Annotated in this window: 20 protein-coding genes and 1 riboswitch; of the genes, 7 read left to right on the forward strand and 13 right to left on the reverse strand. The window is 74.0% G+C overall.

Annotated features, from left to right (window positions below):
* Window positions 1-47: 47 nt before the first annotated feature.
* From AB5970_RS07275 to AB5970_RS07285, 3 genes are all read left to right on the forward strand, one after another.
* Window positions 48-212: a hypothetical protein gene (locus AB5970_RS07275; RefSeq protein ID WP_370503254.1), complete on the forward strand. Its 165-nt coding sequence runs from the start codon at window positions 48-50 to the stop codon at window positions 210-212.
* On the forward strand, window positions 209-1489 hold the full coding sequence (locus AB5970_RS07280) for an RNA polymerase sigma factor (RefSeq protein ID WP_370503255.1): 1281 nt from the start codon (window positions 209-211) through the stop codon (window positions 1487-1489). The genes AB5970_RS07275 and AB5970_RS07280 overlap by 4 nt, the downstream gene beginning before the upstream one ends.
* Window positions 1490-1740: 251 nt before the next feature.
* Window positions 1741-2706 (forward strand): hypothetical protein, encoded by a 966-nt coding sequence (locus AB5970_RS07285; RefSeq protein WP_370503256.1) that lies wholly within the window; start codon window positions 1741-1743, stop codon window positions 2704-2706.
* Between the two features lie 105 nt (window positions 2707-2811).
* On the opposite strand, the gene AB5970_RS07290 is transcribed toward AB5970_RS07285, so the two are convergent.
* Together AB5970_RS07290 and AB5970_RS07295 are read right to left on the reverse strand one after the other, a co-directional pair.
* Window positions 2812-4065, reverse strand: a complete 1254-nt coding sequence (locus AB5970_RS07290; protein ID WP_370503257.1) for an Nramp family divalent metal transporter — start codon at window positions 4063-4065, stop codon at window positions 2812-2814.
* Between the two features lie 179 nt (window positions 4066-4244).
* Window positions 4245-4877 carry a hypothetical protein gene (locus tag AB5970_RS07295; protein ID WP_370503258.1) on the reverse strand — a complete coding sequence of 211 codons (633 nt, stop codon included), beginning with the start codon at window positions 4875-4877 and terminating at the stop codon, window positions 4245-4247.
* A gap of 69 nt (window positions 4878-4946) precedes the next feature.
* Here AB5970_RS07295 and AB5970_RS07300 point away from each other — a divergent pair, with 69 nt between their 5' ends.
* Window positions 4947-6053, forward strand: coding sequence for a GNAT family N-acetyltransferase (locus tag AB5970_RS07300; protein WP_370503259.1), 1107 nt, complete (start codon window positions 4947-4949; stop codon window positions 6051-6053).
* Here the strand turns inward: AB5970_RS07300 and AB5970_RS07305 are convergent.
* The 4 genes from AB5970_RS07305 to AB5970_RS07320 all read right to left on the reverse strand — a co-directional run bounded on the left by AB5970_RS07305 (window position 6040) and on the right by AB5970_RS07320 (window position 10629).
* Complete coding sequence (locus AB5970_RS07305; protein WP_370503260.1) at window positions 6040-6810, reverse strand: hypothetical protein; 771 nt, start codon at window positions 6808-6810, stop codon at window positions 6040-6042. The genes AB5970_RS07300 and AB5970_RS07305 overlap by 14 nt on opposite strands.
* Window positions 6811-6880: 70 nt before the next feature.
* Window positions 6881-7864 carry an ABC transporter ATP-binding protein gene (locus tag AB5970_RS07310; protein WP_370503261.1) on the reverse strand — a complete coding sequence of 328 codons (984 nt, stop codon included), beginning with the start codon at window positions 7862-7864 and terminating at the stop codon, window positions 6881-6883.
* Window positions 7861-9603 (reverse strand): ABC transporter permease, encoded by a 1743-nt coding sequence (locus AB5970_RS07315; protein WP_370503262.1) that lies wholly within the window; start codon window positions 9601-9603, stop codon window positions 7861-7863. Before AB5970_RS07315 ends, AB5970_RS07310 begins: the two co-directional genes overlap by 4 nt.
* 3 nt (window positions 9604-9606) lie before the next feature.
* Complete coding sequence (locus AB5970_RS07320; protein ID WP_370503263.1) at window positions 9607-10629, reverse strand: thiamine ABC transporter substrate-binding protein; 1023 nt, start codon at window positions 10627-10629, stop codon at window positions 9607-9609.
* A gap of 63 nt (window positions 10630-10692) precedes the next feature.
* Window positions 10693-10808: riboswitch (TPP riboswitch) on the reverse strand.
* An 88-nt stretch (window positions 10809-10896) separates the two neighbouring features.
* Here AB5970_RS07320 and AB5970_RS07325 point away from each other — a divergent pair.
* The 3 genes from AB5970_RS07325 to AB5970_RS07335 all read left to right on the forward strand — a co-directional run bounded on the left by AB5970_RS07325 (window position 10897) and on the right by AB5970_RS07335 (window position 12119).
* On the forward strand, window positions 10897-11187 hold the full coding sequence (locus tag AB5970_RS07325; RefSeq protein ID WP_370503264.1) for a DUF4235 domain-containing protein: 291 nt from the start codon (window positions 10897-10899) through the stop codon (window positions 11185-11187).
* 87 nt (window positions 11188-11274) lie between these two features.
* Window positions 11275-11694, forward strand: coding sequence for an SRPBCC family protein (locus AB5970_RS07330; RefSeq protein WP_370503265.1), 420 nt, complete (start codon window positions 11275-11277; stop codon window positions 11692-11694).
* Window positions 11691-12119, forward strand: a complete 429-nt coding sequence (locus AB5970_RS07335; RefSeq protein ID WP_370503266.1) for a MarR family winged helix-turn-helix transcriptional regulator — start codon at window positions 11691-11693, stop codon at window positions 12117-12119. The genes AB5970_RS07330 and AB5970_RS07335 overlap by 4 nt, the downstream gene beginning before the upstream one ends.
* Window positions 12120-12123: 4 nt before the next feature.
* On the opposite strand, the gene AB5970_RS07340 is transcribed toward AB5970_RS07335, so the two are convergent.
* From AB5970_RS07340 to AB5970_RS07370, 7 genes are read right to left on the reverse strand one after another with little or no spacing between them, the layout of a single operon-like run.
* A complete protein-coding gene (locus tag AB5970_RS07340) occupies window positions 12124-13572 on the reverse strand; it encodes a phytoene desaturase family protein (protein WP_370503267.1) in 1449 nt (482 codons plus the stop codon).
* A complete protein-coding gene (mnhG, locus tag AB5970_RS07345) occupies window positions 13569-13955 on the reverse strand; it encodes a monovalent cation/H(+) antiporter subunit G (protein WP_370503268.1) in 387 nt (128 codons plus the stop codon). Before mnhG ends, AB5970_RS07340 begins: the two co-directional genes overlap by 4 nt.
* Window positions 13952-14362, reverse strand: coding sequence for a monovalent cation/H+ antiporter complex subunit F (locus tag AB5970_RS07350; protein ID WP_370503269.1), 411 nt, complete (start codon window positions 14360-14362; stop codon window positions 13952-13954). Before AB5970_RS07350 ends, mnhG begins: the two co-directional genes overlap by 4 nt.
* Window positions 14359-14910 (reverse strand): Na+/H+ antiporter subunit E, encoded by a 552-nt coding sequence (locus tag AB5970_RS07355; RefSeq protein WP_370503270.1) that lies wholly within the window; start codon window positions 14908-14910, stop codon window positions 14359-14361. The genes AB5970_RS07350 and AB5970_RS07355 overlap by 4 nt, the downstream gene beginning before the upstream one ends.
* The gene (locus AB5970_RS07360) at window positions 14907-16451 is read right to left on the reverse strand and encodes a Na+/H+ antiporter subunit D (protein WP_370503271.1); all 1545 of its coding nucleotides are present in this window, start codon (window positions 16449-16451) and stop codon (window positions 14907-14909) included. Before AB5970_RS07360 ends, AB5970_RS07355 begins: the two co-directional genes overlap by 4 nt.
* Window positions 16448-16933 (reverse strand): Na(+)/H(+) antiporter subunit C, encoded by a 486-nt coding sequence (locus tag AB5970_RS07365; RefSeq protein ID WP_370503272.1) that lies wholly within the window; start codon window positions 16931-16933, stop codon window positions 16448-16450. Before AB5970_RS07365 ends, AB5970_RS07360 begins: the two co-directional genes overlap by 4 nt.
* A 5-nt stretch (window positions 16934-16938) precedes the next feature.
* Window positions 16939-20028 (reverse strand): Na+/H+ antiporter subunit A, encoded by a 3090-nt coding sequence (locus tag AB5970_RS07370; RefSeq protein ID WP_370503273.1) that lies wholly within the window; start codon window positions 20026-20028, stop codon window positions 16939-16941.
* Window positions 20029-20044 lie beyond the last annotated feature (16 nt).

A 20044-nucleotide genomic window follows, 5' to 3' on the forward strand; every position in this document is an offset into this window, starting at 1 on the left:
CGTTCGGGTCCTCGCCGCTGCCGGTCGGTGGCCTCACACTGGGGTCCGTGGACACGGCGACCTCGGTGCAGGACCACGTGCTGCGCGACGGCACGTTCGAGGGCGCGACGTCCGACCTCACCGGCGTCCAGGTGGTCGAGGCGTCCGACCTCGACGTGGTGGTCGGCCTGCTGCCGCGGGCCGGCACGTACGAGGTCCGGCCCGTCACGTGACCGCTCTCGCCTCCGACGACGCCCTCGCCGACGCGTGGCGCGCCCACTGGTCCCGGCTGATCGGCCTGCTCATCGGGCAGTACGCCCGGCCCGACCTCGCCGAGGACGCCGTCTCCGACGCCTTCGAGGCCGCCGCGCGGCACTGGCCCGTCGACGGCGTCCCGACGAACACCGGCGCCTGGCTGCTCACCGCGGCGCGCCGGCGGGTGCTGGACCGGCTCCGCTCGGAGGCGGTGCAGCGCCGGAAGGAGCCCCTGATGGTGGTCGACGACGAGATGCGGGCCGCCGCCGCGGCCGCCGTCGACCCCGGCGCCCACGTGGCCGACGACCAGCTGCGCCTGATCTTCTCCTGCTGCCACCCCGCGATCGCCCCCGACGACCGCGTGGCGCTGACGCTGCGGTTCGTCGTCGGCCTGACCACCGCCGAGATCGGGCGGCTCCTGCTCGTCCAGGAGTCGACGATGGCCGCCCGGCTGACCCGCGCGAAGAAGCGGCTGGCGTCCTCCGGCATCCCCTTCGCGACGCCCGCGCCGGCGCTGCTGGACGAGCGGCTCGATGTCGTCGCGACCGTCGTCTACCTCGCCTTCACCTCCGGCTACCACCCGGGCGAGGGGCCCGCCGTGCTGCGCGTGGACCTGGGCGACGAGGCGATCCGGCTGCTCCGCGTGCTCGACGGCCTGCTGCCCGGGCGCGCCGTGGTCCGCTCCCTGCTCGCCCTCCTGCTGCTGCAGCACTCCCGCCGGGACACCCGCCTCGACGCCACGGGCGCGCTGGTCCTGCTGCCCGACCAGGACCGCTCCCGGTGGCACCGCGACGAGATCGCCGAGGGGGTCGCCCTGCTGGAGTCCCTGCCGGCGGCGGCCGCGCCTGCCGACGACGCCGGCCGCCACCAGACCCGACTCGCCCAGGAGTACCGGCTCCAGGCGCTGATCGCGGCCGAGCACGCCACCGCGCCGACCGCCGAGGACACCCGCTGGTCCGTGATCGCCGGCCTGTACGCGCAGCTCGAGGCACTCACGGGCTCCCCCGTGGTGCGCCTGGCACGCGCGGTCGCGGTCGCCGAGGCAGCCGGACCCGAGGCGGGCCTGGCCCTGCTCGACGGCCTGGACGACGCGCTCCCGCGCCACCACCGCGTCCCGGCGGTCCGCGCCGAGCTCCTCGCCCGGGCCGGCCACGCGGACGCGGCGGCGGCGGCGTACCGGGCGGCGCTGACCCTGGTCACCAACCCGACGGAACGCACCCACCTGGAGTCCCGCCTGGCCTCCCTGGACGGCTGACGCGTTGGTCGGGGCCCCGACCGGCCCGCGGGTGCGCGGCCGCACCGGCGCCGGGCCCGCCCCGCCTGCGGCGTCAACGGCGCTGAGGTCGTGTGTTTCCGACGAGGTCGTCAGTTGGAACTCACGACCTCGTCGGAAACTCACGACCGGGCGCGCACCGCCGAACCGACCACAGCCCGTCCGCGGGGTCCAGCCCGCACAGATCCGTGCTGCGCGCCCCGAACGGAGGGCTGACCCAGGACAGTTCGGGGATGCCCATGCGCCCGCACTCCTCCGTGCGCCCGGGACGTCCGCCCGTCCCCGCGGTGCACCTGGCGCGAGACCACCCGGACGAGGTGGTGCGCGACCTTCTCCGCTCGGGCGCGTGGGAGCGCATCGGTCGCGGCGTGTACCTGCCCACGAACGAGCTGCCGGGACCCGAGCGCCGACGGGAAGTCGCCCTCGGCCGCATCGCCGGAGTGCACCGACGCCTCCGGACGGACCACTGGTTCAGCCACGAGAGCGCCGCGCTCATCTGGGGCCTCGCCCTCTGGAGCAGTCCTGACACGACGCACCTCTACCAGCCGCATCGAGCCGGTGCCCATGCGGACCCGCTGGTCACGCACCACGTCGGCGTTCCGGCCGACGCCGAGCGGTGCATGGTCAGCGGCCTCCCGGTGACGTCGCTCGAGCGCACGATCGTCGACTGCGCCGTCACGCTGCCACCCCTGCGCACCTTGGTCCTCGCCGACTCCGCGGCTCGTCTCCCCGCCGACGTCGACACGGTCGATCGCCTGCTCGCCGCGCGAACCGGCCGGCGAGGCAGTGCACGGGCGCGCGCGATCCTGGCACTCGCCGACGCCGGCGCCGAGTCACCTGGGGAGTCCGCCGCTCGATTCGTCGTGCTCCGCGACGGGCTGCCTGTGCCGGACACCCAGATCTCGATCGAGACGCGCCTCGGCACCTTCTGGGCCGACCTCGGCTGGGAGGGCTGGCGCCTGCTGCTCGAGTACGACGGCCGGACGAAGTACGTCGGCAGGGAGCTCGAGCGCTTCATGGAGGAGAAGAGACGGCACGACGCCGTGCTCGAAACGGGACGGCGGATCCTGCGCGTGACCAAGGAGGACCTCTCCGGGAGCATCCTGACCCGCCGCATCCTGGAGCAGGCGCCTGGGGCTGTCGCCGCTCAGCTCCGCCCGAGACGCGAGCTGATGACACCCCCGTCCGCGAGGTCGTGAGTTCCCGACGAGATCGTGGGTTGCAACTGACGACCTCGTCGGAAACTCACGACTTGGCCGCCACGTGCTCTACCCGAGCCGGCCGGGCCAGCCGCTGCGGCCTCGTCAGCCCCAGATGAGCAGGGCGATCAGGGTCAGGTTCAGGGCGACCACCAGGGTCACCACCAGCAGGAGGGTCGCGTGCAGCCACGGGCCGTTGCGGTGGGGGCCCATCACCGCGTGGGAGCGGGTCAGGCGGACCAGGGGGATCACCGCGAACGGGATGCCGAAGCTCAGCACCACCTGCGAGAGCACGAGGGTCCAGGTGGCGTCGGCCCCGAGGGCCAGGAGCACGATCGCGGGGATGAGGGTGACCACGCGGCGCACGAGGAGGGGGATCCGGCGGTGGATCAGGCCCTCCATGATCGTGGCGCCCGCGTACGCGCCGACCGACGTGGAGGCGAGGCCCGAGGCCAGCAGCCCCACCGCGAACGCGATGCCGATGCCGATGCCGAGTGCGGCGACGATCGCGTCGTAGGCGCCGGGGATCGAGTCGGTGCCGGACACGTCGCGCAGGCCCGAGGCGGCGAGCAGCAGCAGCCCGATGTTGACGATGCCCGCGACCACCAGCGCCGCGCCGACGTCCCAGCGCGTGGCCCGCAGCAGCCGGGCGAGCGCCGGCCCGGACGCACGGCCGTGCCGGTCCCGCACCAGCGCCGAGTGCACGTAGATCGCGTGCGGCATCACGGTCGCGCCCAGCATCGAGGCCGCGAGCAGGACCGAGTCGGTGCCGTCGAAGTGCGGGACCAGGCCGGACAGGATGCCGCGGGCCGACGGCGGCGACACGAACAGCCCGGCCAGGAACCCGACCGAGATGACGGCGAGCAGGGCCACGACGATGAGCTCGAACCGCCGCTGCCCGTACCGGTTCTGGGTGGCCAGCAGCAGGATCGAGACCACCCCGACGATCAGCCCGCCCACCGGCAGTGGGACCCCAAACAGCAGCTGCAGCGCGATCGCCCCGCCGACGACCTCGGCGATGTCGGTGGCCGCTGCCACCAGCTCGGCCTGCATCCAGAACGCCAGCCGCGGGCCGCGACGCATCCGCCGCCCGAGCACGCCCGGCAGCGACTCCCCGGTGACCAGCCCGAGCTTGGCGGACTGGTACTGGACCAGGACCGCCATGGCGTTGGCGACCACGAGCACCCAGAGCAGCAGGTAGCCGTAGCGCGCCCCCGCGGTGAGGTTGGCCGCGACGTTGCCCGGGTCGACGTACGCGATGGCCGCGACGAACGCCGGGCCGAGCAGCAGCGGGGCGCGGCGACGGCGCGCGAGGCTCGGCGCAGGCCGGACCGGGCTCTCGGTCACGCTGTCTGGCATCGTCCACCCCGGAAAGTTCGGTAACCCGAACTCATGCTACCGGAGAGGCGGAACCGCGCGAGCGCCGACGCGCGTACAGGCGGCGCGAGGGCGGAGCGAGCGCACGAGGGGCCGAGGGCGGAGCGAGCGCACGGGTCGCTCGCAACGCGCGCAGCTCGCCCAGCGCCCACCGGCGCGGGTCAGGCCGCCGCCGCGACCTCGCGCTCCCAGCCGTCGGCGGTCTGGTGGAACCCGACCCGGGCCAGGTAGTCGCGCGACTCGGTGGCGGGCGCGCCGCCGACCACCAGCCGCCGGAACCCGTGGGCGGCGAACACGCCGCTGTCGCGGTACACGAACTCGCCGGGCGTGAAGTCGCGGTACCGCGGGGTCACGTAGTCGAGGTCCACCCGGCCCACCCCGGCGCCGGCGGACCGGACCACCACGGCACCCACCAGCTCGTCGCCGCGGACGACCACGAAGGCCGCGGAGGGAGCGGGGTCGTCGACGAGGAACGCCGGGTGGAACCGGGCGATGTCGGAGGCGTGCTCGTCGAGCAGGTGGTGCAGGACGGCGTCGTCGGAGGGCACCTCGAGCACGCCGTAGACCTGCTCGTCGTGCCGCTCGCGCTGGAGCCGGACCAGCCAGTAGACGTCGATGACGGCGATGACCCCGTTCATCACGGCGAACGGCCAGATGCCGACGATCGCGTTGTACGCCGTGGCTATCACGGCCCCGAGCAGGTTGAGCACGCGGAAGCGCATCACGCGCGCCTGCGTGAGCGAGACGATGACCAGCAGCGAGCCGACCCACCCGACGATCTCCAACCACACCATCCGGCGAGCGTACCGACGGCGTCGAAAAAGGGGTGGCCACCCGGTGCCGACGGGCGGATCGTGGACGGCATGACGACGTGGTCGATCCGCGAGGTGCCGGTCTCCGAGACCGCCGACGAGAGCGCGTGGCTGCTGCACGGCTACACCGCGGCGATGAACCAGGTGCTCGTCGACTCCTGGGGGACCCGCGACTTCGAGCGCACCGCCCGGGAGATCCTGGGCTCGATGCACGACCAGCGCTACGACCGGAAGCCTCGGCTGGTGGCCGTGCGGGACGACGAGGCGGACGCTCCCGACCCGACGCGCGTGCTCGGCTTCGCCGCGCTGCTCATGCCGCTGCAGGACAACACGCACACCGCGCACCTCGACGTCGGCGTGCTGCCGGAGCACCGGGGGCGGGGCATCGGCAGCAGCCTTTTCGACGCCGCGGAGGCGATGGTCCGCGCGGACGGCCGCACCCAGATGACGATGTCGTCGGACCAGCAGGTCGAGCCCCCGGAGGGGCCGGACACCCTGGCTCCCACGACCGGCACGGGCCGGGTGTCGACGACCGACGCGGGGGTGCGCTTCGCGCTGGCGCGCGGCTTCGCGCTCGAGCAGGTCGCGCGGTACTCGCGGTTCGACCTCCCGTTCGACCCCGCCATCATCGCCGAGCACCGGGCGCAGGCCGAGGCGAAGTCCGGCCCCGACTACGGGATCGTCAGCTGGCGGGGCGCGGCGCCGGAGGAGTGGGTCGACGAGTTCGCGCTGCTCAACACCCGGATGAGCACCGACGCACCCCTGGGCGGGCTGGACTTCGAGGAGGACGTCTGGGACGCGGCGCGGATCCGCAGCACCGAGAAGCAGTTCGAGGAGCGCGGGATCGAGCTGCTCGTGCTGGCCGCGGAGCACCTGCCGACGCACACGCTCGCCGCGTTCACGGCGTTCATGGCGGTGCCCAACACCGACGAGTTCGTGCACCAGCACGACACGCTCGTGCTCAAGGAGCACCGCGGCAAGCGCCTCGGCATGCTGGTCAAGACGGCGAACCTGCAGCGCCTGGCCGCCGAGCGGCCGAGCGTCCGGCGCATCGGCACGTGGAACGCCGAGGAGAACTCCTACATGCTCGCCATCAACGTCGCGCTCGGGTTCCAGCCGGCGGGCGGCTCCGGCGAGTGGCAGCTCAAGCTGAGGTGACGCGGGCCTGACGAGGGACGGCCTGCGCCCACCACCGGCCCCACCGCTCCTGCACCTGACCGAACGTGATGTCGTCGAGGCCGTAGGTCGAGAGGATCGCGTCGACGGTGCCGTGCGGCGGGGTGTGGGCCGCGGGAGTCTCCATGAGCACGAGGTACATCTCGGAGATCCCGTGCAGCCGCAGCCCGATCTGCAGCGGCGTGACGTAGTCGAGCGTGCCGCCGAGCAGGGTCCCGTCGGGCCGGCGGGCCTGCACGTGGCCCCCGATGGGTACCCCGCGGACGCCCACCAGGCCGGCGCGGTCGAGCAGCCGGTCGTCGCGGTCGCCCGCGGGCAGCCCGAAGCTGCTGAGCGTGCGGCGTTCCTGGTCGGGGTGCACGGTGACCGCGAACCGCAGCTGGTGGGCGAACGCGATCCAGCCCTCGTCCACCTCGTCGCGGATGCCGTCGAAGGTCGACGTGCCCTGGTGGCTGCGCCGCGTGACGGTCAGGTGCGTGTGCTGGGGCTCGTGCACCGCGGAGCGCAGCGTGAGCGTGTCGTGGTGCGGCCAGTGCAGCTCGTGGATGGTCTCGTCGCCGACGACGTCCTGCGTCTCGGTGGGACCGTCGACGAACACCTGCTGGATCTCGGCGTTGAGGCCGTCGTGGTCCCAGCTGTACCAGCGGTGCACCAGCTCGGGCTCACGCAGGTGCTGCCAGACCGTGCCCAGCGGGGCCGCGATGTCGATCGACACGATCTGTCGGAGCTCCAGCGTCATCGCCATCACCTCGGTACTCGGCCGCCAACCTGATCTTCCGACCGTATCCCCGCGGGGGCCGTGCGCGCGATCAGTCGAGCGGCAGCACCGCGAGCGCGTCGGGCTCGACCCCGAGCACGACGACGTCGCCGACCGCCCACCGGCCGCCCACGGGCCCGAGCGCGGTCACCGCGCCGATGCCGTCGACGTCGACCCGGACCTCGGAGCGCCCCCGCCGCGACGCCACCCCACGGACGGTGCCCTTGGCCACGCCGGACCGGCCGACGACGAACGCCCCCTCGGCGAGCGCGAGCGTGGCGGCCGACGGCGCGACGTCGAGCGCCTCGCGCAGCGGCGCCGCCGCGGGGCTGTCGAGCGGCACGAACGCCTCGTACCCGAGAAACGCGGCGACCTCGCGCGTGGCCGGGCGGGACCAGAGGTCGGCGGGCGCGTCGACCTGGAGCAACCGGCCCGCGGCCATGACGGCCACCCGGTCGGCGACCGCGAACGCCTCGTCCTGGTCGTGCGTGACGAACACGGCGGTGGTGCCCGTGGCGACGAGGGCGGCGCGCAGGTCGACCGCGAGGCGCTCGCGCAGCGCCCGGTCGAGCGCGGAGAGCGGCTCGTCGAGCAGGAGCAGGCGCGGCGACGGGGCGAGCGCGCGGGCCAGGGCGACGCGCTGGCGCTCGCCGCCGGACAGGGTGGCGACGGCCCGATCCTCGTAGCCCGCGAGGCCCACCAGCTCGAGCAGCGGGGACACCGACGACCCCCGCGGCAGCCCGTAGGCGACGTTCCCACCCACGGACCGGTGCGCGAACAGCTGCCCGTCCTGGAACATCAGGCCGAACCCGCGCCGGTGCACCGGGACGCCGGCCAGCGACGTGCCGTCCCACGAGACCGAGCCGGCCGCCAGCGGCTCGAGGCCGGCGACCGCGCGCAGCAGCGACGACTTGCCGCAGCCGGACGGCCCGAGGAGGGCGACGACCGACCCGGGGGCGACGTCGAGCGAGACGCCGTCGACGGCCACGGAGGGGCCGTAGCGCACGACGACGTCGCGCAGGGACAGACCGGTCACCACTCACCTCCGGCGCCGGGGGCGCGCAGTCGTTCGCAGGCCGCGACGATCCCCGCGGTGAGCACCGCGAGGACCACGGACGCGGCCAGCGCCATGCCGTACGACTCGGGACCCGGCCGCCCGATGAGCCGGAAGATGACGACGGGCAGGGTGGGGCGGTCGGGGCGGGCGAGGAACGACGTGGCGCCGAACTCCCCCAGCGACGCCGCGAACGCGAACCCGACGGCCAGGCCGAGGGACCGGGCGGCGATCGAGAGGTCGACCGTGCGCAGCACGCGGCCGGGCCCGGCACCCAGGGTCGCGGCGGCCTCGCGCAGGCGCGGGTCGATAGCGCGCAGCACCGGCAGCACGGTCCGCACCACGAGCGGCACGGCCACGACGGCCTGGGCGATCGGCACCAGCACCGGGCTGGTCCGCAGGTCGACGGGCAGCCCGAACGGGTGGTGCATCGACAGCAGGAACCCGAACCCGACCGTCACGGCGGACACCCCGAGCGGCAGCATGAACAGGGCGTCGAGCCCGGCCACCGCGCGGCGCCCGACCGCGCGGCGCGGACGCCGCGAGACCACCAGCGCCACCAGCCCGCCGACCACCAGCGCGAGCACCGTGGCGTCGAGCGCGACCCGCAGCGAGTTGATCGTCGCCTGCCAGACGGTCACGGTCAGCGCGCCGCCCGTGGTGCCCAGCGCCGTGTAGTTGTCGAGCCCGAGCCCGTCGCGCGTCTGCAGCGAGCGGACCAGCAGGTTGACCAGCGGCAGCGCCAGGAGCAGCACGACGACGGCGGTGACCGCGGCCGCGGCGAGCGTCAGCGCGTGCCCGTCGCCGGGCGGCATGCCGGCGGGCCGGCGCAGGCGCAGCGGTCGCACCGAGGACTCCGGCACGGTGAGCGCGAGCGCCCGCTCGCGCGTCGACCGCGCGCGGCCGGCCACGACGAGCACGCCGGCGACGACCACCAGCTGGACGACCGACAGCACCGCCGCCGCCCGCAGGTCCAGGAACTGGGTGGTCTGCACCCAGATCTCGGTCTCGATGGTGCCGAACTGCAGCCCGCCGAGCACCAGGACCGTGCCGAACGCGGTCGCGCAGAAGAGGAACGTCAGCGACGCGGCGGACGCGATCGCCGGGGCGAGCGCCGGGAGGGTCACCGTGCGGAACGCCCGCCACGGCGAGGCGCCCAGCGCGCGGGCCGCCTGCTCGGCCCGCGGGTCCAGCCGCTCCCACAGGCCGCCCACCGCCCGCACGACGACCGCGTAGTTGAAGAACACCAGCGCCGCGACGATGGCGGCGAACGTGCCGTCGAGGTGCAGGAACCCGAGCGGGCCCCCGCTGACCAGCAGCGACCGGAACGCGACGCCGACCACGACGGTCGGCAGCACGAACGGCACGGTGACCAGGGCCCGCACCAGCGACCGCCCCCGGAACGAGTGCCGGTAGAGCACGTACGCGCCGGGCACGCCGAGCGCGAGCGAGATCGCGGTGCCCAGGGTCGCCTGCCCGATCGTCAGCCCGATGATCCGCCAGGTGCGCGGGCGCGAGAACACGTCGGCGAACCCGCCGAGGTCGAGGTGCCCGTCGACGACGAACCCCTTGGCGATCATCACCGCGACCGGCCACGCGAAGAACAGCCCGAGGAAGACGAGCGGCACCGCGACGGCCAGCGACCAGAACGCGACCAGGCGCGCCCGTCCCGACGCCACCGCGGACGGGGCGTCGGGACGGGCGAGCACGGTCGCACTCATGGGTCAGCCGATCACCGTGTCCGACCACTGCGACAGCCACGTCTCGCGGTTCTTCGTGATGTCGTCCGGAGCGACCTCGAACGGGTGGGTCGCCAGCGGGGCGAACGCCGCCCAGTCGTCCGGCAGCGTGGCCGTGGTGCTCACCGGGTACATGTACATCGACACGGGGATGTCGTCCTGGACCTCGTCGGAGAGCAGGAAGTCGAGCAGCTTCTGGGCGCCCGCGGGGTTCGCCGCGCCGGCCAGCACGCCCGCGTACTCGGTCTGCCGGAAGCATGTGTCCAGCAGCGCGCCGGTGGTCGGCTCCGTGCCGCCCTTCGGGACGGTGTACGGCGGGGACGACGCGTAGGACAGGACGATCGGGCGCGGGCCACCGCCGCCGCCCCCGGAGAAGTCGGTCGTGTACGCGTCCGACCAGCCGTCGGCCACCTTGAGCCCGTTGGCCTTGAGCGCAGCCCAGTAGGCCTGCCACCCGTCCTCGCCGAACGCCCCGATCGTGGCCAGCAGGAACGCCAGGCCGGGCGACGACGTCACCGCGTCGGGCACCACGAGCAGGTCCTTGTACTCGGGCTTGGTGAGGTCCTCGAGCGTCACGGGCTCCGCGAGGCCGTGCTCGGAGAACCACGTGTGGTCGACGTTGATGCAGACGTCGCCGTAGTCGACGGGGACCAGCGCGCCGTCGTAGGCGTCGGGCGTGTCGGTCGGGGCCACGACCTTCTCGGACACGACGCGGGATGCGAACGTGTTGTCGACGCCGTACATCAGGTCGCCCAGCGGCGCGTCCTTGGTCAGCACCAGCTGGTTGGCCAGCGTGCCTCCGTCGCCCGGCTGCACGACGGCGACGTGCAGGCCCGTCTGCTTCTCGAAGTCGGCCAGGATGCCGTCGGACAGGGCGAACGAGTCGTGCGTGACCAGCGTGACGGTGCCGGACGACCCGCTGGGGGCCGGTTCGTCGGAACCGATGGCCGAGCAGCCGGCCAGCGCCGCGACGGCGACCAGTGCGGTGAGCGAGTGGATCCTCGCCATGGGTGATGCTCCTCCTCGGATGGAAAGGAGGGGGCCGCCGGCGCAGCCTCGCGGCAGCGACGGAGACTGAGAAGCCCGACTCCCTACGCCGGTATCAACCGGATCAGGTTCGAGGGTCTGCGGTGGTCCGCACTCTCAGCGTCCAGACCCGTGGGTCCGACGCTCCCCTGTCGTTCGTCCGCGATCCTACGCCGACCCGAGCGGCACACCGACGCGCGCCGGGCTACGGTCGTCTCAGTCCCGTCCAGCACCTCCGGAGGATCACCCATGTCGGACCACACCCAGTCGACGTCCATCGTCGCCAAGCTCATCGGCGCCGGCGCCGCCCTCGCCGCGGCGTTCGTCGTCAACCAGGTGCTGAGCCAGGCCTGGAAGGCGAAGACCGGGCACAAGCCGCCGAAGGCCGACGACCAGGGCGACGCCGGGCTGGCCGAGGTGATCGCGGCCGCCGCGCTCACCGGCGCCCTCGTCGCGATGGCGCGCGTGCTGGCCACGCGCGGGACCGCGCGGTTCGCGGCGAAGGTCGACGCCAGGCCCGATCTCGACCCGACGGACTGAGCGCCCCGACGCACAGGACGCAGGCTCTTACGATCATTTAGTCCGTGCGCCTATAGTCGGTGCACGGACTAAATGAGGAGGCGCGCCATGTGGAGCACCGAGCACACCGCGGAGACCACCCTGCCGCGCGAGACCGTGTGGGCCGCGCTGCGCGACCTGCACCGCGGCACCCTGACCTACGACGGGGCCGACTCGTTCGAGCTGCAAGGCGAGTTCGCCGTCGGCAGCACCGTCTCGGTCACACCGGTCGGGCAGGACACCTTCGAGTCGACGATCGTCGACCTGGTCGAGCCCGAGACGTACGCGGACCGCACGGTCTACGGGGACGTCACGCTCCTGTTCCGGCACACCCTGGTCCCGGTCGAGGGCGGCACGCGGGTGACGCACCGGCTCGAGATCGACGGCCCCGCCGGCGACGAGGTCGGGCCCGAGCTGGGGCCGCAGATCAGCGACGACTTCGGCACCGCGATGGCTGCGCTGTTCGACGCCGCCGGCTCGCGCGTGTGACGCGGTTCGCCGGCGGTCCCGCGCAGAGCCCCGGGTTCCTGCTCTGGCACGCCACCCTGCGCTGGCAGCGCGAGATGACCGCCACCCTGGCGCCGCTCGGCCTCACGCACGTGCAGTTCGTGCTGCTGGCGTGCGCGTGGTGGCTCGAGAGCCACGAGGGCGCCGCGAACCAGGCCGGCGTGGCGGCGCAGGCGGGCACCGACCCGAAGATGACCTCGGACGTCGTCGCCCGGCTCGAGGCCAAGGGCCTGGTGCGGCGCGAGGCCTCCCCCGACGACGCCCGCGCGAAGGTCGTCCGCGTCACCGAGGCCGGTGCCGAGCTGGCGCGGCAGGCGATCGAGGCGGTCGAGGCCACCGACGCGTCGTTCTTCGCAGGCGTCGACACCGGCGTGCTCGCGGCGCTGGCGCGGTACGGCGAGCGCTGACGCGTCAGGGAGCCAGCCTCGGCATGGTCGAGATGCCGAACTCCCGCAGCACGCGCCGGGCCGCGAACCACCCGCCCAGGCCGTGCACGCCCGGGCCGGGAGGGGTCGAGGCCGAGCAGAGGTAGACGCCGGCGCGCCCGGAGAAGTACGGGTCGAGCCGCCGGGTCGGGCGCGCGAAGAGCTGCCCGATGGTGGCCGCACCCGCCGAGATGTCGCCGTCGACGTAGTTCTCGTCGTGGTGGCTCAGGTGCGCGGCCGGCGTGCAGCGGGACGTCACGACGACGTCCCGGAACCCCGGCGCGTAGCGCTCGATGTGCCGGGTCACCGCCTCCGTGACGTCCACGGACGAACCCTTCGGCACGTGCGCGTACGTCCACAGCGGCCGGCGGCCGTGCACCTGCCGGGAGTCGTCCACGACGGTCGGGTCGCTGACCAGCGTCATCGGCAGGTCGGCGTGGTCGCCCCGCGCGACCGCGTCCTCGGCCCGCACCATCTCGGCGCGGGTGCCGCCGACGTGCACGGTGCCGGCCCGCCCGACGTCGGGCGCGGCCCACGGCACCGGGCCGTCGAGCACGAAGTCCACCTTCGCGGCCGCGTCCCCGTATCGGAACGCCTCCAGCGCGGCCCGGGTGCGCGGGGGCAACCGCTCGCCCAGCACCTCGACGAGCGTCCGCGGCGTGGTGTCGAAGACGTAGCAGTGCGCGATCGGCAGGTCCCGGTGGCCGCGGACCCGGTGGTCGGTGCGGACCGTGCCGCCGTGGGCCTCGAGGTCCGCGACCAGCGCCGCGGTGATCGCGCCGGACCCGCCGCGCGGCAGGGGCCACCCGCCGTCGCCGTGGGCGAGCGTGGCCAGCAGCAGCGCCGTGCCGGCGGCGGCGAGCGACGGCAACCGGCTGATGGCGTGCGCCCCGACGCCGGTGAGCAGGGCCGGCGCGACGTCGTCGACGAACCGCCGGTCCCACGCGCGGGTGCCCTGCTCCAGCACCCCGAGCCCGAACCGGACCGCCGACCGGGGGTCCACCCGGGGGATCGAGCGCTTGTCGCCGAGCGCGACCTTCACCACGTCCGCGGGCGCGCCCCCGACGAGCGCGCGCCACGCGGCCCCGTCGACGCCGAGCGCCCCGACCGTGCGCGCCAGGTCGCGGTAGGCGATCCCCGCGCGGCCGTCCGGCAGCGGGTGCGCGTACGACACCTCGGGGACCAACAGCTCGACGCCGCGGGCCGCCAGGCCGAACGCCCGGAAGAACGGCGACGCCCAGGCCATCGGGTGCACCGCCGAGCAGACGTCGTGCACGATCCCGTCGGCCAGCCCCAGGTCGAGGGTCCGGGCGCCGCCGCCCACGGTCGGCTGCGCCTCGAGCACCTGGACGCCCAGGCCCGCGCGGGCGAGCGTCACCGCCGCCGCGAGCCCGTTGGGCCCGGAGCCGACGACGACGACGTCCGGCCGGGTCATGACCGCGTGCGCTCGTTCTCGTCGCCCTGCGCGCGCTCCACGTCGTCCGTCAGCTCGTCCACCACCAGCAGGTCGCGCCGGACCTTGCCGGTGCGGTACCCCGCCCGGCCGACCATGTGCGCGGCGACCGGCGCCGTGAGCATCTGGAAGACGGCCACCAGCACCAGGGCCCACACCGCGCCGCCGGACCGCAGCCGGAGCGCCAGGCCGATGAGCACGAGGATCAGGCCGAGCACCTGCGGCTTGGTCCCCGCGTGCATGCGCGCCAGCAGGTCGGGGAACCGCAGCACGCCGACCCCCGCGGCGAACGCGAGGAACGCGCCGCCCAGCAGGCACACCGCGGAGGCCACGTCGGCCACCGTCGTCCACTGGTCCTGGGTCATCGCACCTCCCCCTCCGCCCCGCCGCCGTGGTGCTCGTCGGTGCCCTCGCGGCGACCGGAGCGGCGGCCCTCCTCGGCCACGTCCTCAGCATCCATCCGCTCGGCCTCCTGCGCGGCGATCTCCTCGCGCGTGCGCACCCGGCCCTCGCCCTCCGGCTCGACGGAGGCGAACCGCGCGATGGTCACCGAGCCGACGAAGCCCACCAGCGAGAGCACCACGAGCACGGGCACCACGTCGGTGCGGCGGTTGACGGCCGCGTAGAGGGCGACCGCGGCGATCATGGTGGTGACCACGATGTCGAGCGCGATGGTCCGGTCGAGCATCGACGGACCCTTCTCGGCACGGATCACGGCCAGCACGAAGCCGACGGTCAGCAGCACCCCGCAGACCACCACGACCCCGGTCACGCGCGCACCCCCAGCCCGGCCGCGGCCAGCTCCTCGTCCGACGCGAACGCCCTCAGCACCCGCTCCTCCTGCGCCAGCACGGCCCGCCGCGCGGCCTCGATCCCGCCGCTCTGCCGCACGTCGAGCACGTGCAGGTACAGCATGCCGGTGAGCCGGTGCGCCTCGACCACCAGCGACCCCGGCACCAGGGACGCCAGCTCGGCCGTCATGGTCAGGTACAGGTCCGAGTGGCTGCGCAGCTGGACGCCCATCACGGCCCCGCGCGGCACGTACCGGGGGCGCAGGGCGATGAGGCTGACCTCGAACGAGGCCCGGACCAGGTCGGCGGCGAAGCGCACCAGCAGCCGGACCAGGCCGACCGGTCGGATCCGGCCGTGGAACTCGATGGGGGCCATGCGCAGGCCGGTGGTCACGGCCAGCGCGATGAGCAGGCCCGCGAGCACGTTGCCCACGGACAGGTCGCCCCAGAGGAACACCCAGACCACGGTCAGCCAGGCGATCGTCGCCCACTGGGTGCGCCACGTGCGCCGGCGCGTGTGCAGGCTCATGGGTGGGTCTCCGCGACGTCGGCGGACACGCCCTGGCCGCGCTCGCCGTCGGGCAGCACGGCGTCGACGTAGGGGCTGCGCTCGGTGAGCGCGACGGCCGCGCGCTCGGTGTAGGCGTACAGGGGACCGGCCGCGACCGTGAGCAGGAGGCCGACCCCGACCAGGGCGGCCGTGGGGGCGACCATGCCGAACGGCAGGCGCACGGGCGGGCGGGGCACCTCGGGGGTCTGCCAGAACGCCTTGTTCCACGCCTTGACCAGCGCGTAGAGCGTCAGCAGCGAGGTCAGGACGCTGCCGCCCACCAGCACGTACGCCAGGGGTGTGCCCACTTGTACACCGGCCTCGAGCAGCCCGACCTTGCCCAGGAACCCGGACAGGGGCGGGATCCCGGCCAGGTTCATGGCGGGCACGAAGAAGAGGATGGCCAGCACCGGCGTGAGCTTGGCCAGGCCGCCCAGCTTGGTCAGCGACGTCGAGCCTCCCGCGCGCTCGACCAGGCCCACCACGAGGAACAGGGCGGTCTGCACCGTGATGTGGTGCGCGACGTAGTAGATGGCGGAGGTGTAGCCGAGGTCGGTGGCCAGCGCGACGCCGAACACCATGAACCCGATGTGGCTGACCAGCGTGAACGACAGGAGTCGCTTGATGTCGTCCTGCGCGACCGCGCCGAGGATGCCGACCACCATCGTCGCCAGCGCCGCCCAGAGCAGGGCGTCGTCCAGCCGGCCGTCGGGGAACAGGAGCGTCTGGGTGCGGATGATCGCGTAGACGCCGACCTTGGTCAGCAGGCCCGCGAACACCGCGGTCACGGGTGCGGGAGCGGTCGGGTAGGAGTCGGGGAGCCACGCGGACAGCGGGAAGATGGCCGCCTTGATGGCGAACGCGAGCAGCAGGAGCACCTGCAGGACCAGCCGCACGCCGGGGTCGATCTCGGGCAGCCGGATGGCCAGCTGCGCCAGGTTCACGGTGCCGCACGCGGCGTAGATCATCGCGATCGCCACGAGGAACAGCACCGAGGACAGCAGCGCGACCACGATGTAGATGGTCCCCGCGCGGATCCGCTCGCCGGTGCCGCCCAGGGTGATGAGCACGTAGCTGGCGGCCAGCAGGATCTCGAACCCGACGTAGATGTTGAACAGGTCGCCCGACAGGAACGCGTTGGCCACGCCCGCCGTCAGCACCAGGTAGGTCGGGTGGTAGATGGAGACCGGCGCGGACTCCTCGTCGTCCTCACCACCCTGCGCCAGCGAGTACAGCAGGACGCAGAGGGTGACCGCGCTCGAGATGGTGAGCATGAGCGCGGACAGCCGGTCGGCCACCAGGTCGATGCCCACGGGCGCGGCCCAGCCGCCGACGTCCACCACGAGCGGGCCGTCGTCGGCCAGGACCAGCAGCGTCACGCTGGCCAGCAGCACCAGGCTGAGGGCCACCACCGAGACGAGCCGCTGGAGGTTCGGGCGGCGGTACAGGGCCAGCGCCAGGCCGGCCGCGGACAGCGGGATGACGACCGGCAGCGGGACCACCCAGGAGAAGTCGCTCACGACGACACCTCCGGCACCCGGGCCGGCGCGCCCTCGTCGGTCTCGTCGCGGGCCTCGGCGGCCTCCTCGTCCAGCGTCTCGGCGGCCTCCGCCATGTCGGCGTCGGCCACGGCGAGCTCGTCGCGCGCCGCGAGCCGGGCGATGCGGCGGTCCTCGACGTCGTCCTGCACCTCGTCGTGCCGGTGCAGCTGCCAGGAGCGGTAGGCCATGGCCAGCAGGAACGCGGTCATGCCGAGCGTGATGACGATGGCGGTGAGCACCATGGCCTGCGGCAGCGGGTCGCTCATCTGCCCCTCGGGCTCGACGCCGACGATGGGCGGCCGGCCCGCGGCGCCGCCGGCGACCAGGAAGAGCAGGTTCGCGCCGTTGCCGATGAGGATGACGCCGATGAGCACGCGCGACAGGCTCCGCTCGAGCAGCAGGTAGACGCCGGCCGCGAAGAGCACGCCGATGGTGACGACGAGGACGATGTTGGGGCTCATGTCGATCACGGCACGCCCCCGTCCCAGCCGGCGGGCTTGGCCCCGGCCCGCACCTGCGAGGGCACGTCCCGGTCGCTGTCCACCGCACCGCCGGCCGCGTCCACCGCCACCGGGTCCTCGCCGGTCTCGGCGCGGCGGTCGATCTCGGCCCCGAGGCTGCGCAGGATGTCGAGCACCAGGCCGACCACGACCAGGTACACGCCGATGTCGAAGAACAGCGACGTCACGAGGTGCAGGTCGCCGATCAGCGGCAGGTGGAGGTCGAGGATCCACGACTGCAGCACCTCGCCGCCGGCCAGCAGCGCGAGCAGGCCCACGCCGGCGGAGAGGAAGAGCCCGAGGCCGAGGAGCACACCCGGCTGCACCGGCGCGGCCTCCCCGAGCTCGTACCGGCCGCCCGCCAGGTAGCGGACGATGAGCGCGATGCCGGTGACCAGGCCCGCCGCGAAGCCGCCGCCCGGGGCGTTGTGGCCGCTGAACAGCAGGAACACCGAGTAGACGATCATCGTGTGGAACAGCAGCCGGACCACGACCTCGAAGATCACCGACCGCCGCTGCGGCGCGAGCGTCCGGCCGGCCTGCAGCCACTCGCTGCCGCGGGACGCGCTGGACGGCACGGCCGACTCGTCCCGGTCGGCCACCATGCCGCCGGCGTCGACCTCCGCGGCGTCGCCGCCCGGGCGGCGCAGCTCGGCCATGGGGTCGGCCGTGCCGCCCCACACGGCCCGGTCGCGGCGGGCGTCCTGCGCGCGGTAGATGGCGCCGCTCCGCCGGGACAGGAAGACCAGGGACGCGACGCCGGTCGCGGCCACCAGCAGCACCGAGATCTCGCCCATGGTGTCCCAGGCGCGGATGTCGACGAGCGTGACGTTGACGATGTTCTTCCCGCCGCCGAACCGGACGGCCTCCTCCGCGAAGTCCGTGGACACCGGCAGGTGCATGCGCGCGCCGGGGGCCACCAGGGCCACGCCGGCCACGGTCAGGCCGACCGCGAGCCCGAGCGCCAGGCGCACCCACCGGCTCGCGGCGAGCGGCCGGTCGGAGAAGTACGGGGGCAGCCGCCGGAGCACCAGCACAAACACCACGAGCGTCACGGTCTCCACCAGCACCTGCGTGAGGGCGAGGTCGGGCGCGCCGTGCAGCAGGTAGAGGCCCGCCACCGAGTAGCCGCCGATGCCCAGCAGGATCACGGCCTTGAGCCGTCGCCGGGCCCGGGTGACCAGCAGCGCGGAGGCGATCGTGCCGCCCGCGAACACCAGCTGCGCGGGGTTGTCCCAGACCGTGAAGCTGCGGGGGAACGTGGTGCTGAGCAGCGCCGTGGTGCCGACGGCCAGCACGAACACCACGAGGATCAGGCCCAGGTAGAGGGGCAGGGAACCGCGCTGCGTGACCGCCGTGACGTCGGCCGCCACGTCGTCGAGCCGCCGCATGAACCGCCGGTAGACCTTGTCCGCCTCGGGCCCGCGGTACGCGGCGGTCTGCAGACGCTCGACGCGGTCGCGGACCACGAACAGCAGCGCGCCGGCCAGCAGGATCCCGAGGGTGAGCACGAAGGTCGGCGTGACCCCGGCCCAGAGCACCAGGTGGCCGGGCGGCCCCTCGGGATAGGTGTCCGCGTACGGGCGCAGCAGGTGCTCGCCCAGCTGCGGCAGCAGGGCGACCGCCAGGCCGAGCACCGCGAGGATCATCGCCGGCCACACGAGCAGCAGCGACGGGTGCGTGATGGCGGCGGGGTGGGCGTCGTCGTGCGCGGCCTCGCCCAGCGACGTGCCGGGCCCGGTCGACTCCTCGAGGGCCTCGGGTACGACGGCCGGCTTCGTCGCGAAGGCACCCCACCACAGCCGGAGCCCGTACGCGACGGTCAGCACCGAGCCCACCGCGACCGCGGTCAGGATCACCGGCTCGCCGTGGAGCGCCTCGAGCCCTGCCTCCTTGGCCACGTACCCCGCGAACGGCGGCAGCCCGATCATCGACGCCGTCGCCAGGGCGCCCGCGAGCGCGGTCAGCTTGAGCTCGCGGCCCACCCCCGACAGCCGCCGCAGGTCACGCGTGCCGGTCGCGGCGTCGACCACGCCGACGACGAGGAACAGCGCCGCCTTGAACATCGCGTGCGCGCCGAGCATCGCCAGGCCCGCGAGCGCCGTCGCCCGCGTGCCCAGCCCGACCAGCAGCACGATGAGCCCGAGCTGGCTGACCGTGCCGAACGCGAGGACGAGCTTGAGGTCGTGCTGGCGCAGCGCCCGGTACCCCCCGAGCAGCAGGGTGCCGCAGCCGAGCACGACGACGATCCAGTACCAGGTCGGGTCGGTCGAGTACGCCGGCGCGAACCGCGCGACCAGGTAGACGCCGGCCTTCACCATCGCCGCGGCGTGCAGGTACGCGCTCACCGGGGTCGGCGCGGCCATGGCGGCGGGCAGCCAGAAGTGGAACGGGATCAGCGCCGACTTGGTCACCGCGCCGGCCAGCAGGCAGACGATCGCGACGGTGACCGTGGGCGTGCCCTGCGGCGGGTGCGCGATCACCTCCGACAGCCGGTACGTCCCCGCGGCCTCACCCAGCAGCACGAGGCCGACCAGCATGGCCAGGCCGCCCGCCGTGGTGATCACGATGGCCTGCATGGCCGCGCGGCGGCTCGCCTTGCGCTCGGCGTAGTGGCCGATGAGCAGGTACGACGTGACGGTGGTGAGCTCCCAGAACACGAACATGAGGAGCATGTCGTCGGCCGTGACCAGGCCCAGCATCGAGCCGCTGAACGCCACGAACACGCCGCCGAACCGCCCCAGCCCCGACGCGCTCGTCTTGAAGTACGCCGCGCAGTAGACGAGCACCAGGGCGCCGACGCCGCCGACCACCAGGGTCATCAGCCACGACAGGGTGTCGAGCCGGAACGTCAGCTCCAGCCCGAGCGCGGGGATCCACTCGACCTGCTCGACCGGCCCGTTGCCGGCCTGCACCTGCGTGGTCCAGCTGAGCGCCCAGGCGGCCGCGGCGGCCGGTGCGAGCGCCAGCACCCAGAACGCCCTGCGACCCCACCAGCGGACGAGCAGGGGCGCGACGACGGCTGCGGCCAGGTGAACGGCGAGCAGCAGCAGCACGTCCGGCTCCGTCCTG

It is taken from the genome of Cellulomonas sp. ICMP 17802, from assembly GCF_041295535.1.
Taxonomy (GTDB): Bacteria; Actinomycetota; Actinomycetes; order Actinomycetales; family Cellulomonadaceae; genus Cellulomonas.

Coding starts and splice junctions, on each gene's coding strand:
- AB5970_RS07285 (WP_370503256.1), top strand. CDS start 1,741: ATGCCCATGCGCCCGCACTCCTCCGTGCGCCCGGGACGTCCGCCCGTC.
- AB5970_RS07290 (WP_370503257.1), bottom strand. CDS start 4,065: ATGCCAGACAGCGTGACCGAGAGCCCGGTCCGGCCTGCGCCGAGCCTC.
- AB5970_RS07295 (WP_370503258.1), bottom strand. CDS start 4,877: ATGGTGTGGTTGGAGATCGTCGGGTGGGTCGGCTCGCTGCTGGTCATC.
- AB5970_RS07300 (WP_370503259.1), top strand. CDS start 4,947: ATGACGACGTGGTCGATCCGCGAGGTGCCGGTCTCCGAGACCGCCGAC.
- AB5970_RS07305 (WP_370503260.1), bottom strand. CDS start 6,810: ATGACGCTGGAGCTCCGACAGATCGTGTCGATCGACATCGCGGCCCCG.
- AB5970_RS07315 (WP_370503262.1), bottom strand. CDS start 9,603: ATGAGTGCGACCGTGCTCGCCCGTCCCGACGCCCCGTCCGCGGTGGCG.
- AB5970_RS07320 (WP_370503263.1), bottom strand. CDS start 10,629: ATGGCGAGGATCCACTCGCTCACCGCACTGGTCGCCGTCGCGGCGCTG.
- AB5970_RS07325 (WP_370503264.1), top strand. CDS start 10,897: ATGTCGGACCACACCCAGTCGACGTCCATCGTCGCCAAGCTCATCGGC.
- AB5970_RS07330 (WP_370503265.1), top strand. CDS start 11,275: ATGTGGAGCACCGAGCACACCGCGGAGACCACCCTGCCGCGCGAGACC.
- AB5970_RS07340 (WP_370503267.1), bottom strand. CDS start 13,572: ATGACCCGGCCGGACGTCGTCGTCGTCGGCTCCGGGCCCAACGGGCTC.
- mnhG (WP_370503268.1), bottom strand. CDS start 13,955: ATGACCCAGGACCAGTGGACGACGGTGGCCGACGTGGCCTCCGCGGTG.
- AB5970_RS07355 (WP_370503270.1), bottom strand. CDS start 14,910: ATGAGCCTGCACACGCGCCGGCGCACGTGGCGCACCCAGTGGGCGACG.
- AB5970_RS07365 (WP_370503272.1), bottom strand. CDS start 16,933: ATGAGCCCCAACATCGTCCTCGTCGTCACCATCGGCGTGCTCTTCGCG.